Source organism: Paraburkholderia fungorum, from assembly GCF_046026025.1.
Classification (GTDB): domain Bacteria; phylum Pseudomonadota; class Gammaproteobacteria; order Burkholderiales; family Burkholderiaceae; genus Paraburkholderia; species Paraburkholderia fungorum_E.
On record NZ_JAQQFL010000022.1, the window covers coordinates 17,464 to 33,142 of the forward strand.

General features: G+C 65.6%; 11 protein-coding genes. 3 read left to right on the forward strand and 8 right to left on the reverse strand.

Features of this window, described 5'->3' with window-relative positions:
- Window positions 1-84 precede the first annotated feature (84 nt).
- A complete protein-coding gene (locus PQR67_RS22825) occupies window positions 85-1,656 on the forward strand; it encodes an AMP-binding protein (protein WP_408464315.1) in 1,572 nt (523 codons plus the stop codon).
- Between the two features lie 54 nt (window positions 1,657-1,710).
- On the opposite strand, the gene PQR67_RS22830 is transcribed toward PQR67_RS22825, so the two are convergent.
- The 3 genes from PQR67_RS22830 to PQR67_RS22840 all read right to left on the reverse strand — a co-directional run bounded on the left by PQR67_RS22830 (window position 1,711) and on the right by PQR67_RS22840 (window position 5,920).
- Window positions 1,711-3,111, reverse strand: a complete 1,401-nt coding sequence (locus tag PQR67_RS22830) for a DUF1254 domain-containing protein (protein WP_408464317.1) — start codon at window positions 3,109-3,111, stop codon at window positions 1,711-1,713.
- 263 nt (window positions 3,112-3,374) lie between these two features.
- Window positions 3,375-4,943 carry a class I adenylate-forming enzyme family protein gene (locus PQR67_RS22835; RefSeq protein ID WP_408464319.1) on the reverse strand — a complete coding sequence of 523 codons (1,569 nt, stop codon included), beginning with the start codon at window positions 4,941-4,943 and terminating at the stop codon, window positions 3,375-3,377.
- Between the two features lie 77 nt (window positions 4,944-5,020).
- Entirely contained in the window at window positions 5,021-5,920 is a 900-nt protein-coding gene (locus tag PQR67_RS22840; RefSeq protein WP_408464321.1) for an SDR family oxidoreductase, read from the reverse strand.
- A 388-nt stretch (window positions 5,921-6,308) separates the two neighbouring features.
- Here PQR67_RS22840 and PQR67_RS22845 point away from each other — a divergent pair, with 388 nt between their 5' ends.
- Entirely contained in the window at window positions 6,309-7,451 is a 1,143-nt protein-coding gene (locus PQR67_RS22845) for an acyl-CoA dehydrogenase family protein (RefSeq protein WP_408464514.1), read from the forward strand.
- Between the two features lie 141 nt (window positions 7,452-7,592).
- On the opposite strand, the gene PQR67_RS22850 is transcribed toward PQR67_RS22845, so the two are convergent.
- The 5 genes from PQR67_RS22850 to PQR67_RS22870 form a co-directional block, all read right to left on the reverse strand.
- A complete protein-coding gene (locus PQR67_RS22850; protein ID WP_408464323.1) occupies window positions 7,593-8,375 on the reverse strand; it encodes an SDR family oxidoreductase in 783 nt (260 codons plus the stop codon).
- A gap of 43 nt (window positions 8,376-8,418) precedes the next feature.
- Window positions 8,419-9,474, reverse strand: a complete 1,056-nt coding sequence (locus PQR67_RS22855; RefSeq protein ID WP_408464325.1) for a DUF1254 domain-containing protein — start codon at window positions 9,472-9,474, stop codon at window positions 8,419-8,421.
- Between the two features lie 138 nt (window positions 9,475-9,612).
- Window positions 9,613-10,380 (reverse strand): enoyl-CoA hydratase/isomerase family protein, encoded by a 768-nt coding sequence (locus tag PQR67_RS22860; RefSeq protein WP_408464327.1) that lies wholly within the window; start codon window positions 10,378-10,380, stop codon window positions 9,613-9,615.
- Between the two features lie 48 nt (window positions 10,381-10,428).
- The gene (locus PQR67_RS22865; protein WP_408464329.1) at window positions 10,429-11,670 is read right to left on the reverse strand and encodes a thiolase family protein; all 1,242 of its coding nucleotides are present in this window, start codon (window positions 11,668-11,670) and stop codon (window positions 10,429-10,431) included.
- A 43-nt stretch (window positions 11,671-11,713) separates the two neighbouring features.
- Window positions 11,714-12,484, reverse strand: coding sequence for an enoyl-CoA hydratase/isomerase family protein (locus PQR67_RS22870; RefSeq protein ID WP_408464331.1), 771 nt, complete (start codon window positions 12,482-12,484; stop codon window positions 11,714-11,716).
- A gap of 394 nt (window positions 12,485-12,878) precedes the next feature.
- Between PQR67_RS22870 and PQR67_RS22875 the strand changes: the two genes are divergently transcribed.
- Window positions 12,879-15,620, forward strand: a complete 2,742-nt coding sequence (locus PQR67_RS22875; RefSeq protein WP_408464333.1) for a winged helix-turn-helix domain-containing protein — start codon at window positions 12,879-12,881, stop codon at window positions 15,618-15,620.
- The last annotated feature ends 59 nt before the right edge of the window (window positions 15,621-15,679 follow it).

The window sequence follows — 15,679 nt, forward strand, 5'->3', positions numbered from 1 at the left end:
TGCATACGATCAGCTCGAGGCTGGACGGCCCGGGTGCAACGCGCATCCGGGCAGCCCAGCAGCGAAAAGAACCGGAGACATGGGATGAAAATGAATTTTGCGCGGATCCTCGGCTATACCGCGCTGCAGTACGCGAACAATGAGGCGCTCGTCAACATCGAACGCCAGCGGCGTTATACGTTCCGCGAGCTGCATCTGTTGACCAACCGGATCGCCAACATGATGCGCGAACGCCTGAACCTGCGCCGTGGCGATGCCTATATGTGTCTGCTCGAAAACGACAACATGTCGCTGCTGCACACGTGGACGGCGCTCAAGGGCGAGGCGGGCGCCGTATACACCAACTTCCGCGACTCGCTCGAGGAACACTGCTGGCAGATGGACTTCATCAAGCCGAAGGTGGTGTTCATCGAAAACACGCTGCTGGAACGTTATTTCGACCTCCTGACGCAACGCGGCATCACGGTGGTCTGCATGGACCCGCCCGCCGTGCCGCGCGACGGTCTCCACGACTTCTGGGCCCTCGTGGAAGGCAGCAGCGAGGCCAACCCCGACGTCGAGAGCGACGCGACCAATGACGTGCTCATCTACCGCTTCACCGGCGGCACGACGGGCAGGAGCAAGTGCGCGCAATACACCATCGACAACTGGATGGCCATGCGCGACGCGTCGTACTTCGAGAACGAGCAGTACTTCGACGAGCGCACGCGCAATCTGCACATGGCGCCGATCAGCCACGCCTCCGGCTTCAGCATCCTGTCGACGTTTTTTCGCGGCGGCTGCAACGTCACGCAGAACCTCCCGGACCTTCGCCAGTGGAGCCTCAATGTCCAGACGGAGAAGATCACCAACGCGCTGCTCGTGCCGACGCTGATCTACCGTCTGCTCGAAGTGAAGGAGATTGCCGGATACGACCTGTCTTCGCTCACGACGATCTTTTACGGCGGCTCGCCGATGAGCCCCGCGAAGCTCAAGCTCGCACAGGAGCGTTTCGGCAACGTCTTCACGCAGATCTACGGCGCAACCGAGTGCCTGCAGATGGTCGGGATCCTGTCGAAGGCCGATCATCTGACCGGTGTCGCGACGGGCCGCCTCGCGTCGGCGGGTCAGGTCGGCACGGGTATCGAGGTCAAGGTCGTGGACGACAACGATAACGAAGTGCCCCAGGGCCAGACCGGCGAGATCTGGGTGCGTTGCCGTGGCACGATCGCTGCCTACTTCAATAATCCCGAGGGCACGGCGGCGGAATTTTCCAACGGTTTCTGGAAGTCCGGCGATCTCGGCTATCTCGACGACGGCGGCTACCTTTTCATCGTCGATCGCAAGAAAGACATGATCATCACGGGTGGCTTCAACGTCTACGCCGTGGAAGTGGAAGCGGCGTTAAGCTCGCACCCGGCGGTGGAAAATGCCGCCGTGGTCGGCGTGCCGCATGTTGAGTGGGGCGAGACCGTGCACGCCGAGGTGCTCGTGCGGGCCGGCGTCAATGTGAGCGCCGAGGAGTTGATCGAGCACGTCAAGGGTCTGCTAGGCCGCTTCAAGGCGCCGAAGAGCATCAGCTTCGTCGAGGCGCTGCCGTTGAGCCCGGTCGGCAAGGTGCTGCGCCGTCACGTGCGCGAGAAGTACTGGAAGGATCAAGCGCGCCGTATCGGCTGAGCGGCGGCGTGAACGCGTGAAATGCGCAGTGCGGTCCTCGTGACCGCGCTGCGCTCACTGCGCGGTGACCTTCTCGAGATCGGACAGCCTCCATGTCTTCTTGAACAAAGGCTCCGTCGGGCCGTACAGACGAAACAGGAGTTCGAACCGCTCTGCTCGCTTCGTCGGCACCCAGTTCTTTTCGTGAGCGGCAGGCGGTTCCGGTCCAAAGTAAATATCCACCGAACCATCCGCGTTTCTTTCCATGTCCGGCACCTGTGACGAGCGGCTGGCGCGAGGCACGTCCTTGATCAATGCATGCGTGATGCGGCTGTAGGCCGTCACCGACCAATACTGGTTGACCGGCACGCCGGGCGGAACCGTGAGCCGATAGCGGTTCCCGCCGTCTAGCGCACCGCCATCCCTGTCCTGCCACGACATCAGGTAGAACTGCCCCGCGCCGAGGCGCTTGATGCCGACATAGCCCATCGAATAGACGATCGCGCGCGCGTCGACCGGATAGATGTCCGGCTCGCCATAGCCCTTCGACGCGTCCTGCACCAGTTCCGCCGCCGCAGGCACCACCCAGCGCGCGCCAGGAAAGTACGGCTCGTATGCATTTTCCGATCGATACTCGATCCATTCCTGCGCGTCGCGAGCGCCCTCGCCGAGCCTGGCACGGGTACTGTCATCCGGCGCAAACGGCTTTCCCTTCTCGATGCCAAGCGTCTTCAGCTGATCGATCATCGCCTTGTCCCGCTCGAGCCAGGGCTCACTCTGAACGATACGATCGAGCGATTCGAAATAGCGGATGTCGTAAGGAATGGTCGAATCGAAAAGGGTGTCCACCGCATCCGTAAACCGGGTCGGCCGCGGTTTCGCTGTTTCCGCGAGCGCATACAGCTTGAGCCGCTTGCCATAGGCGACGGCTTTCGCGACGTCGGCATCGCTGTGACTGCGCAAGGTCGAGCGGATCAACGCGTAGCCGCTGTACGTCGGCGAGCGGAGCACGATGTAGCCGGGTGGAACTTGGCCGCGCCAGGCCGGAGGAAGAATCAGGTACTTGCCGCCCGCACCCTTGTCCGCGCCGGAAGGGCCGGCGTCTTCGAGCGGCATCTGCCACAGGTCGTCGATGTTGCCGGTGATCGATCCGTCCTGCCCAGCCGGTGGAACCTCCAGCACGACCGGGCCTTGCTTCGTATTGAAGAAAGGCATCAGGTAGATCGCATCCGGATTGGGAGTGAGGGTCTGGTTACGCCAGTCCACCGGGTGCGACCAGTAGACGATCTCATTCTCTCTCGCGCCCGCTTTCAGCGCGGCCTGAAGCATCAGCTCGGTGTTGACGGCGGGCATGCCCCAGATGACCGCCTGTGCGGCGCGGCCGACCACTACCCGATCCTGAACCGATTGCGTTTCGCCTCTGGCCAGCATCACGTTGCAGGTCAGAAGAAGTGCTAAAAGAATCGCCTTTTTCATGGAAGCGCGCCTCCCTCGTTCGGGCCGTCGGTCTTGCCGGCAGATGCCGGATGCATGCCCTGCCATCTCCCTCGAAAGGGCTCATGCACGATAACGGCGAACAACGGGCCCCGTCAACCAACATCCGCGGTCGAAGCCCGCGCCTTCGGTCCGCCACCACGACCGGCCGCTATACGCTGCCCGCAAACAGGCGATGAACCCCCAAAAGCCGCCCCACGACCTCGCCGTGAAAGCGGCTCGATGAACACCACCTGCCGCATCCGCTACGAAACGCGCCGCGAGACCCCCTTCCAGTATTTCTCCCGCACCGCGCGCCGCAGAACTTTCCCGACCGTGCTAAGTGGCAGCGACTGCACGAACGCGATCGATTTCGGCGCCTTGAAGCGACCGAGCCGCCCTTTCACGTGCTCGATGAGCGCCTCGTCCGACACCTCGGCACCGGCGCGCAAGACAACCTCCGCGTGCACTGCCTCGCCCCATTCTTCATGCGGCACCCCGACCACGGCCGCATTCTCCACCGCCGGATGCGAGCTCAGCGCCGCCTCCACCTCCACGGCATAGACGTTGAAGCCGCCCGTAATGATCATGTCCTTCTTGCGATCGACGATGTAGAGATACCCTTCGTCGTCGACGTGGCCGAGATCGCCCGATTTCCAGTAGCCGTCCTCGAATTCCGACGCGCTCGCGGCCGGATTGCCGAAATAGCCGGAAATCGTCGCACGCGAGCGCAGCCAGATTTCGCCGGTCTCGCCGGGCGCGAGCTCGGTGCCTCGCTCATCCATGATCTTCAGGTCCATACCCGGCGACGGACGGCCCGCCGACGCCAGGTGGCGCTCGCCGGGCCGCAGATGATCGGCCTTCGTGAGCGTTGAGATGGCCTGCAGGCATTCGGTCGATCCGTACTGCTGAATGAACACGTTGCCGAAGCGCCCCTGAGCGAGCGCGAGCTTTGAAGGGCTCATCGGCGAGCCGCCATAGACCAGCGTGCGCAAGCTCGAAAGATCGTGCCGCGTGGCTTCGGGCAGCTCGAGTAGCCGGTAGACGAGCGTAGGGAGCAGCAGCGTGGTCGTGACGCGCTCGGCCTCGATGTTGCGGCACCATTGCCTGATTTCCGGCAGGTTCTGCGTGATTGTGCAGCCGCCGCGAAACAGCGTCGGCAGCATCGCGAGGCCGGAGCCGTGGCTGATGGGCGCCATGTGGAGATAGCGCGTCTCCTCCGAATAGACCTGCTCGAACTCCACATACAGCGAGTCGCGGCTCGCGAGCCAGTTGTCCATCGTGTACTGCGCGCACTTGCTCGCGCCAGTCGTGCCGCCCGTGAAGCGGTACACGAGCGGGTCGGAAAACGCATCGCTCGTTACCCCCGGCTTGTCGTCGCGCACGCCTTCGAGCAGGTCCCAGAAAAACGTGAGCCCTTCGCGCGGCGCGGCCGGCGGATCCATGCACACCACCTGAATGCCGCGCTCGTGCAGCCAGTCGAAATAGCGCTCGAGCAAGGTGTTCTCGATGAACACCACCTTCGGACGGATGAAATCGACCTGCGAGCGATGTTCGTCGATCGAATCGCGGAAGTTGGTCCAGGCCGCGGATGCCTCGCCCTTGAGCGCGGTCCACGCGTGCAGCAACGACAGATTGTCGTTTTCGAGCAGGCAAAGATAAACGTCATCGCGGCGCAGGTCCAGCCGCTCGCGCATCATGTTGACGATGCGGTTGGTCAACAGATGAAGCTCGCGGAACGTATAGCGCCGCCCGCGCTCGACGTTGACGAGCGCCTCGCGGTCCGCGAACCGCACCGCGAGGTGTGACATGACGTTGGCAAAGTCCAGTTTCATCGAATTCCTCCACCCTGAAAATGCACACGGCGTCCATGCGGACGCCGTGCGCGAGTCTTGCAGACCTGAGCGAAGGTTTAGCCCGCAACCGGCGCGAGGAACACCTGCACCTGCTCCGTCACTTCCTTGTAGGCGCGTGCCGTGCTCCAGTCGGCGATCTGGCCGAAGCGCGCGGCCACGCCTTCCGGCGTCAGTTCGGCGTCCGGGAGATGGACCGGCGCGGTCTCCATGACCGTCGCGCTCGAGAACGTGCCGCCGCCCGCCGCGAGGATCACCTTGGTCGGCGCCTGTTCGCTGCACAGATACAGCACGCCCGGCGTGACGCGCTCCGGCTGGATGCGCGCCAGCGCCTCGGGGGGCAGCACGTCTTCGGTCATGCGGGTCGCCGCGACCGGCGCAATCGTGTTGACCTTGATGTTGTTCTTGCGGCCTTCCACGCTCAGCACGTTCATCAGGCCGACGAGCGCCATCTTGGCCGCACCATAGTTCGCCTGGCCGAAGTTGCCGTAGAGGCCCGCTGCCGAGGTCGTCATCAGGATGCGGCCGTATTCCTGCGCGCGCATGACGTCCCACACCGCCTTCGAGCAGTTGATCGAGCCCATCAGGTGAACGTCGAGTACCAGCTTGAAGTCCTCGGGCGTCGACTTGGTGAAGCTCTTGTCGCGCAGAATGCCCGCGTTGTTCACGAGGATGTCGATGCGTCCGAACTCGGCCATCGTCTGATCGACCATCGCCTGGACCTGCGCCGCGTCGGCAACGTTCGCGCCGTTCGCGATCGCTGTGCCGCCCGCCTTGCGGATTTCGTCGACCACGGCCTGCGCGGCCGACGTCGAGCTACCCGTGCCGTCCCGGCCGCCGCCGAAATCGTTGATCACTACCTTCGCGCCGCGTGCGGCGAATGCCAGCGCATGCGCGCGGCCAAGACCCGCGCCTGCGCCGGTGATCAGTGCAACCTTGCCGTCAAAACGGATGCTCATGAAAGTCTCTCCAATGTCTCGATCAAAAGAATGAACCTGTACCGCGGACGTGCCACGCACCCTCGTCGCACGGCACGCGCAACCAGCGTGCTCGACGAGGGCGACTGCCCGCCGGGCGACGCGCACCGCAGTACATCCCAGGTTGTGAACCGAGCATATGACGCCGTCACGGACAGCCGCCCCCTTCCAGATGGGGGGCAAGTCGGCCGCGAATGCAGAGACCGCTCCCTCGCCCCCCTCCAATGTAGGGGAGCGACGCCCGCCCGCACCGTTCATAGTGCGAGCAGGCACCCGGGACCGCGTGCGCGCCGCGCGCACGTCCGGCCCCTGTCGCAACGCCATGCCGTGGCGCGCGTCACCGCGCACGTCCAACCAGGAGAGAGAACCCATGACCGACGTATCCACAGCGTTCCTGAGCGAACAGGAAGTGATGATCCGCGACTCGGCGCGCACCGTCGCCACCGAAATCGTTGCCCCGACGGCCGCCGAGCGCGACCGCACTCACGCATGGCCGACCGGCGAGCTCGACGCCGTCGCGAAGCTCGGCTTCCTCGGCATGCTGGTGCCCGCGGAGCACGGCGGATCGGGCGCGAGCTTCGTCGAGTACAGCCTCGCCCTCGAAGAGTTCGCCGCCGCCGATGCGGGATTCGCCACCGTCGTGCACGTTCACAACACCATCGCGGGCCTGATCGCCGAGTTGGGCAGTGAAGAACAAAAGAAACGCTTCCTGCCGCGCATGGTCACGGGCGAGAGTTTTGGCGCCGGCCTCTTTTCGGAGCCGCAGGCGGGATCGGACACCGCTGCGTTCCGCACTTCGGCGAAGCGCGACGGCGATCATTACGTGCTGAACGGCAACAAGCAGTTCATCTCCAACGGCAACAAGGCCGGTGTCGCCGTAGCGCTCGCCATTACCGACCAGGCGTCGGGCAAGAAGGGCGCGAGCATGTTCATCATCGACACGTCCGAGCCCGGCTACCATGTCGCGCGCGTCGAGGACAAGCTCGGCCAGCGCTCCGCGCACCTCGCGCAGATCCAGCTGATCGACTGCCGCGTGCCGACGGCCAACCTGATCGGTGACGAAGGCAGCGCGTACAGGCAGATGCTGCGCGGCATGTCGGAAGGCCGCATCGCGATCGCGGCCATCGCCGTCGGCACGGCCCGCGCCGCGCTCGACGCTGCCGTGCGCTATGCGAAGGAACGCGAAGCCTACGGCGCGCCGATCATCGAGCTGCAAGGCGTCGCTTTCGACCTCGCCGACATGGCGACCCAGGTGGAGATCGCGCATCAGTTCGTGCTTCACGCGGCGCGCCTTCACACGGCCGGCCTGCCGTGCACGAAGGAAGCATCGATGGCCAAGCTCTTCGCGAGCGAAATGGCCGAGAAGGTCTGCTCGGACGCCCTGCAGATCCACGGCGGCTATGGTTATCTGAGCGACTTCCCGGTCGAGCGCTACTACCGCGACGTGCGCGTGACGAAGATCTACGAGGGCACAAGCCACATCCAGAAGCTCATCATCTCGCGCAATCTCTGAGCGTCGGTGCAACGGCAAGAGAGGGTTCATTGACGTGTACGGGGAACGCGGCAAGGATGTCCGTGTTCCCCGGCAAGGTGACGTTGCAGGCTACGGCCTCGTGTCTGCGTAACGTGCCTTTTCAGGCGAGCGAAGGCGCGGTCACACTGCGCTCACGCCGCCGTCCACCGCGAGTATCTGCCCGGTGATGTGCTTGCCCGCGTCGCTCGCAAAAAGCACGGCGGCGCCCTTCAGATCTTCGTCGTCGCCGAGCCGGTTGAGCGGCACGCCGGCGCACATGTTCTCGACGCCGATCCGTTCGAGCGAGCCCTGCGTCATCTTCGAAGGAAAAAAACCGGGCGCGAGCGCATTCACGGTGATGCCGTGCCTGCCCCATTCGCCCGCCAGCGTGCGCGTGAAATTGACGACGGCGCCTTTGGACGTGTTGTAAGCAATCGTCTCCATCGTACCTGGCGCATTCCCGGCGAGCCCGGCGATCGACGCCACGTTGACGACGCGGCCGTATCGGCGCGGGATCATCGACTGCTTGCCGATGCGCTGCGTGAGAAGGAAGAGTCCACGGATGTTCAGGTTCATGACCTTGTCCCAGGCGGCGAGCGGATAGTCTTCGGCTGGCGCGCCCCATGTCGCTCCCGCGTTGTTCACGAGGATGTCGATGTGCCCGAACGCGGCAAGCGTCTCGTCGGCGAGACGCGCGATGTGCGTTTCGCACGCGCCGTCCGTTGCAATCCACGCAGCGTCGATGCCGCGCGAATGGAGGTGGCGAGCCGCCTCGTCGAGTTCGTCGGTCTTGCGCGCCGACAGCATGACGCGCGCGCCCTGCTCGCCGAGCGCCTCGGCAATCTGCAAGCCGAGTCCGCGCGAGCTTCCCGTAACGAGCGCAGTCCGCCCCTCGAGACTGAAGAGTTGCTGTGTAGTCCGCATGATTGATTTCCTCCCTGTGTTCGGATGGCCGACGAGCGGCGGCTCACCGGGTCGCCTGAGCGACCGCCTGCGCCTCGGGAAACTTCCAGCGGCCGTCCAGTATCCCGGCACGCGGCCGATACAGGCGGACCATGTAATTCCAGCCGGGCGTGACCGGCAGGCAATTGGGCACGCCGCCGTCACAGCCGCCGAACTGCACGGTCACGGCACCGTCCGCGTCCTTCTTCGCCAGAACGTTGTTGATCGTGTAGGCCGCCTGGGCGTTCGGCTCGAAGTAACCCTTCCCGTTGTAGACACTGATCGACCAGAAACCGTCCACCGGCACGTTCGCCACGCTCAGACGATAGACCGTGCCGCCGTCATTGCGGCCAGGCGTCACGTTGACGTAGACCGCGTCCTTGTCCGGATTGCCGCCCCAGGCCATGGCCGCGCCAATCAGGTGACGCAAGGGCGAAACGTCGCCCGGCATGCCAAACGTGCGGTTCAGGTCGGCCAGCGTGGCGCCCAATTGGACAAGCGCGTCGCGCACGCGTTTTTGCGAGGCGCTGTCCCAGTCGGGCACCTCGAAGCGGCCCGTTGACGCCTGTTGCCATGCGATGCCGTCCTGCAGCGCATGAACGGCCTGCACGTCCGCCGGATTCCGCACATCGGCCAACGTCCGCACACCGATCATCACGTAACGCGTGCCGACCTGCTGGCGGGTGAAGGTGTAAGGCCCCTTGCCATAAGCGACGAAGGGCACGTATTCGTCCTCGCTGATGGCGGCGATCGAGCGGAAGCGTGAACCCGCGTCCGGCAGCGTGATCGTCAGCGGTCCGGCGTCGAGATCGAACACGCCCACGGAATAAAGGGTGTCCCGGTTCGCGCGCACGACGGCTTGCCGGTCGATCGGCATCAGCTCGCGGTAGTGATGGAACTTGCCCAAGGCGCCCTGCTTCGCGAGCGCCGCGAAGTACGTGTCGGTTTCGGCACGCACGAAGTTGTCCACCGTCACGGCAACGGCCTGCGATCCGGCGGCAGTCTGTGCCGCCGATGGCAGCGCAACGGCCGCCATGGTCGATAGCGCCGCAGCGCACAGCGAGCGAAAATACGGTTTCATGTCTTCTCCCTATCGTCCCTTTCATGGCGGACCCGGATGGTCCGCTCTGGGAGCTTAGGGCGGCCCGCGGCCACCCCGCCCCTTTCTGTTGGCGGGGTCGGCCGGCCGGCGCACCGGCCTGGCCGATGCACCGCCGCACTACTTCGCCGCGAAACGCGCGCAGGCGTCGCGAAAGAACGTCGAGCGAACGAGACCGCGCTGCACTTCGCGCTCGTCGGCGAGCGACTGCTTCATCGAAACCTGGCCCGCGCCGTCGACGAGGCGACGACACTCGACCACCGCCTCGGTCGGCAACGCCGCCAGCTTGCCAGCAATCGCGAGCGCCTTCGGCATCAACTCCGCGTCGTCGAGACAGCGCCATGCGAGGCCCCAGGCTTCCGCCTGCTCGCCGCTGATGCGGTCCCCGAGCAACGCCATGCCGAGCGCGCGCGGGCGTCCAAGCGCACGCGCGATCACCCAGTTGATGCCGAGATCCGGTACGACGCCCAGTTGCGTGACCTGCGGCACGAGGAAGTACGCCGAGCGCGCGCACAGCACGATATCCGCGGCCAGCGCATAGCCAAGCGCGCCGCCCGCGCATGGGCCGTTGACGGCGCTGATAACCGGCACCGGCGACTCGGCGATGAAGTGGGCGATCGGGTTGCCGAGGTCCTCCATGAGCGCGCCGATGGTGCTCGACAGCACGTCCTCTCCCTCCTGCGCGAGCGCGTGAAACGTGTTCACGTCGCCGCCCGCCGAGAACACGCGCCCCGCGCCAGTCAGCACGAGCGCACGAGCGCCCTGCGCGACAACTTCACGAAGCGCCGCGCCGAGCTGCTCGAGCATCGCCCGATCCATGACATTCCACGGCGACGCGCCCTTCATCGTGAGGATCGCGACACGCTCCTCCCAATTGACTTCAACCATAGCTTGACTCCAGGCCGGCCGCGCTGGCCGGCCATATGCTTTCCGCCGTTAAGCCTTGCCGAGAATGGCAATGTGCTCGAGCGCCTCTTCCACTCGCCAGAGGCCGCCGCCATTGCCCTGAATCGCAAAGCGCGCACCTTCGACCTGACGTGGGCCGCAATTGCCGCGCAGCTGCTCGACCAGCTCGAAGATCTGGCCGAGCCCGGTCGCGCCGATCGGATGGCCCTTTGATTCAAGGCCGCCCGACGGGTTGACCACGATCGAGCCGCCAAGCGACGTCTCGCCGCGCTCGGCGAGGATGCCGCTCATGCCCGGCTCGCGCAGGCCGAGCCCTTCGAACGTGATGAGTTCGCCGATCGCGGTGGCGTCGTGCAGCTCGGCAACGTTGATTTCGGACGGGCTGATGCCGGCCTGCTCGAACGCGTCCTTCGCGGCTTGCGGCGTACAGGCGTTCTCATAGTCGTCGGCCGCGCGCGCGGAGCCCGAGCGCAGCACGCTCGCCATGACCTTGACCGCGCGGCTGCGGTCGAACCCGTACTTCTTCAGCGCGCTTTCCGTACAGAGGATCGCGGCGGCGGCGCCGTCCGAGATCGGCGAGCACATCGGCAGCGTCATCGGGTAGGTGATGGGCGGCGCGGCCAGCACTTCGTCGATCGTCATCGGCTTACGGTATTGCGAGCGCTCGTTATGCACCGAGTGGTTGTGATTCTTCGCCGCGACCGCCGCGATCTGGCGCTGCGTCACGCCAAAGCGCGACATGAACGCGCGGCCGAGCGCCGCATAGACGTCCATGAACGGGCTGTACGGCTTGTCGGACTGCGAGCCGGGCGGCGGCACGATGTCTTTGCCCATGCCGGCGAGGCAGCTCTTGTTCTCGTCGAGCGTCTCGACGTCCCAGGCCGATTCAAAGCACGAGAACATCTTGGCCTTGTCGTCCGAGTACATCTTTTCGGCGCCCACGGCCAGCACCACGTCGGCCGCGCCCGCGCGCAGTTGCATTACGGCGAGATTGAACGCCGCGCTCGACGACGCGCACGCGCCCTCGATGTTGTAAATCGGAATGCCGCCGAGGCCGATCGGCAAAAGCGCCACCTGACCGCGAATCATGTGCTGGCCGTCGAAGTGGCCTTGCGCCGTGTTGCCGAAGAACGCGGCCTCTACCCACTTGCGCTCGCAGGCGGCGTCCTTGAGCACGTCCTCGACCGCCCATGCGGTGAGCTGCTTGACGCTCTTGTCCATGTGACGGCCAAACGGCGTCATGCTCACGCCGACGATATAGATGTTTTCCATGATTTCCTCAAAATTCGAACGAGCCCGTGCGATGCCGCCGGGATCAGTAGCCCTTGAATTCCGGCTTGCGCTTCTCGACGAACGCGCGCAGCCCTTCCTGAATGTCGTATGAACGCTGGTGATTGCGCAACTCAAGCACTTCGTGGCGCAGCGCGTCGGCGACCGGCTTGTCGGCCGATTCGTCGGCGACGAGCTTCATCTTCGAGAGCACGAGCGGGCTCTTCGCCGCGAGCCTCTCGCCGATTGCCTGCACGCGGTCGAGCAGCTCAGCATCGGCGACCACTTCCGCGACGAGGCCGTACTGCTCCATCTTCTGCGCCGACACCGAATCGCCCGTGAACAGCAGATACTTCGCGATGTTCACGGGAATCTTGCGCGGCAGCACGGCGGCACCGCCGCCACCCGGGAACACGCCGAAATTCGAGTGGGCATCGCCGAAGCGCGCGCTTTCCGCCGCGATCACGAAGTCGCAGGTCATCACGGCCTCAAGGCCGCCCGCGAGCGCGAGACCGTTGACCGCCGCGATGACCGGTCGCGGAAACGCGCGCATCGTGTCGAACAGCTCGATAATCTTGTCGAGAAAGTCCTTCTCGCCTGGTTGCGCGGGCGCGCCGGCCGTCTTCAGGTCGGCGCCGGCGCTGAACGCGCGGCCCGTGCCCGTCAGGGCGACGACGCGCACCTGCGGGTTGTCCTTCCATTCCACGAGCTTCGCGGTGATGCCTTCCACCATCTCGCGCGACAGCGCGTTCATGGCTTCCGGACGTGCAAGCGTGATCCAGCCTACCGGGCCCTTCAGTTCAAACGTGACGCTCATCTATTGCTCCTCAATCCATGCCAGTCCTGGCGAAAAATCGTCTGCTGCGGATGATTCACACAACGCCGCCGCGGCGCCAGGGACAGAGCCCGCGCATCCAGCCGGTGCGGCGTCCCCGGCGCCGTGAAGCGCGCCATGCGTACGTTGCAACGATAGGGAGCGAGCCGTGCAAATTCCCCTTCATTTGCGGGGGGGCGCGACGCCACACCCGATAAGAGGGGGGTCTCCGGCAGGTCGTGCGTGCTAGCATCGAAACCGACGAGATGCCCGGTATCGGTGGCGCCTGGCGCACGACTGCCGCCCTGCCGGACGCGACGAGACCTTCGCACGCGCAACCGGTCTCACCTGCCGCCCGGTCCATCCAGAGCGCGTGCCGCCCGCGGCAAGCCAAGCCATGACGTTGACGTTCCAGACACCACAACCCGACGAATCCAACCTGCCGGCGAAGTTCGCGCCGCCGCGCATCGGCCCCCGCCATATCGTGCGCAAGCGGCTCATCGAGCGCCTGCGCAACGAGGCGCGGCATTGCGCGCTCACGCTCATCACAGGCAGCGCGGGCTTCGGCAAGACCATCCTGCTCGTGCAATGGCGCCAGGAACTGATGAAGACCGGCGCGGAAGTCGCCTGGCTCGCGCTCGCGGCGGACGACCGGCGCAGGGCTGTGTTCTGCCGCGATCTGCTCGGCGCGCTCGCGTGCCTCGGCATCGCGCCCAAGGACATGCCCATCGCCGAACACGACGACCGGGCGTGTCCGGTCGAGCCTGTCGCGGCGACGATCATCGCGCTCGCCGAGCGGGTTGCGAAGGACATCTATCTTTTCATCGACGACTACCATCATGTCGACGACCCGTGGGCACACGAGCTGATGCGCAAGCTCGTCACCCATAGCCCCGCCAATCTGCACATCGTGATTGCGTCGCGCACCACGCCGCCACTCTCGCTCAGCCGTCTGCGCGTGTACGGCCAGCTCGCCGAGGCCGGTTTCGAAGACCTGCCGTTCAGCCTCGATGAGACCCAGGCGTTCTTCGAGCAGAATCTTGCGACGATCAAGCTGACGACCGATGAGCTCCAGTTGATCCAGGACGTCACGCGCGGCTGGCCGGCGAGCCTGCAGCTCATCGCGATCATGCTGCGCAATCGCCCGGCCGCGCGTAGCCAGTTGCCGGTGTTTTTGCGCCGCTCGGGCGATCTGCAGAACTACCTTGCCGAGGACGTGATCGCGCAAGTGCCGGCGGACATCATCGCGTTCCTCGAAATGCTCGCGCCGCTGCGGCGCTTCAGCGCGGCGCTGGCCGCTCACGTCACGGGGCAGACGCAAGCCGCCGATCTCGTGAAGCGCGCAGAAGAGGAATTCCTGTTGATCCAGCGCGTCGAAACCGACGATCGCACGCCGTGGTACCGCTTTCATCCGCTGCTCGGCGAGTTCCTCGGCAACCGGCTCGCCGCGCGTGGCGGCGACATCGTTCAGGCGCTGCACCGCAGCGCGAGCGCGTGGTTCGCGAGCCAGCAGATGCTCGTTGACGCCGTGCGTCATGCGAAGCTCACCGGCGACCTCGCGCTCGCCGTGCGGACCGTCGAAAGCGCCATGCCGCCCGACTGGCGTTTCAGCGCCGTCGGCGCGATGGCCCAATTGCTCGACCATCTGCCCGAGGACACGCTCGTCGAGCATCCGCGGCTCTCCTTTCTCGGCTGCCTGACCTATGCGCTGACCGCGCGGCCAGCGCAGGCACAGCGCTGGCTCGACCAGTTGTGGCGCAGCAACGCGTCCCGCCTGCCCGGCATGGAGATCCAGCTCGCGCTGGCGGAAGCGACCATCGCGACGCAGCGTGACGATGGCCAGCACGTCGTCGGTTTGCTGGAGCGCCCGCAAGAGTCGTGGCCCTCGAACCGGACGTTGAAATACGTCTACATTGGGGCGCTCGTGACCGCCTTCGCGCACGTGGGCCGCGTTCGCGAAGCCCTGCGGCTGCACGAGGAGCACGCCGTGCAGAGCGACGATCAGGGCAGCGAGATCGCGCTGATGTTTGAGGCCACGCTGCCCGCAACCTACCTGAAGCAAGGTCAGGTCCGCGAAACGGCGCGCCGTGGCGCGGCGCTGCTCCAGCAGGCCGAGACGACCTACGGAAGGCACTCGGTCTGTGCGGATCTGTGCGCCGCCATGCTCGGCGACGCGTACTACGAAATGGACCGTATCGCCGACGCGCGCGACGTCCTCGCCAACCGGACGAACCTGCTGCGCGCCTCCTGGCCCGACGTCATGGTGCAGGCATCGCTCGTCCATGCCCAGCTCGACCGCATCGATCAGGGTTCGGCGGCGGCCCTCGCCTTCCTGCAGCGGCAGGCCGCGCATTTCCGGGCGCTCGGCCTGCCTCGGCCCGCCGCCTTCATGCTGGGCGAGGCCGTGCATATCCTGCTCGGCGACGGGGATCATGTGCGGGCGCAAGGCGTGATGACGCAACTCGACGCGCTCGCCACAGCGGGCGAAAGCGAAGGCCCAGCCGAGCCGGCCCCGGCCAACGAGACGCGGGCGATCACGGCGATCGCGCGTGCCCGCCTCGCGCTCGTGAACTGCAACACGTCCGAGGCGCTCAACGCCCTCCAGCAGGCACGCGCCTTCGCGCTGGCAGCCGGCCGCGAACGACTGCTCGTCCGCGTGAACCTGCTGGCGGCAGCCGCCTATGAGGACATCGAGCAGGCGGCGGCAGCCCGGCAGTGTCTCGTCGATGCATTGAACACAGGCGCGACGCTCGGACTCGTGCGCACGTTCATCGACGACGGCGAACCGGCCGCGCCGCGCCTCGCCACGCTACGCAACGAGGCGGCACTCTCCCCGCAGGCCGCGGCGTTACTCGACACGCTGCTGAAGCCCGGTGACGCCGCAAACCCTTCGCCGCCCACCCGTAAGGCCAGACATGGCGCGCAGACGCTCGCGCGCGAAGGCGTCAACCTCACGCCACGCGAACGCGAAATCCTGCTGCTGATCTCGCAGGCCATGTCCAACAAACGCATCGCCCTGACCCTGAACATTTCGGTCGGGACTACGAAATGGAACGTGCGCAACATCCTCACCAAGCTCGGCGTCTCCTCGCGTTACGACGCCATGACGTGGGCGCGCGAGCACGGCTACATCAAATGACCGTGTGCGGCGGAACGTGAGCCGCCGTCCGTTACATCGCCCTTTGCACGGCCCTTTAC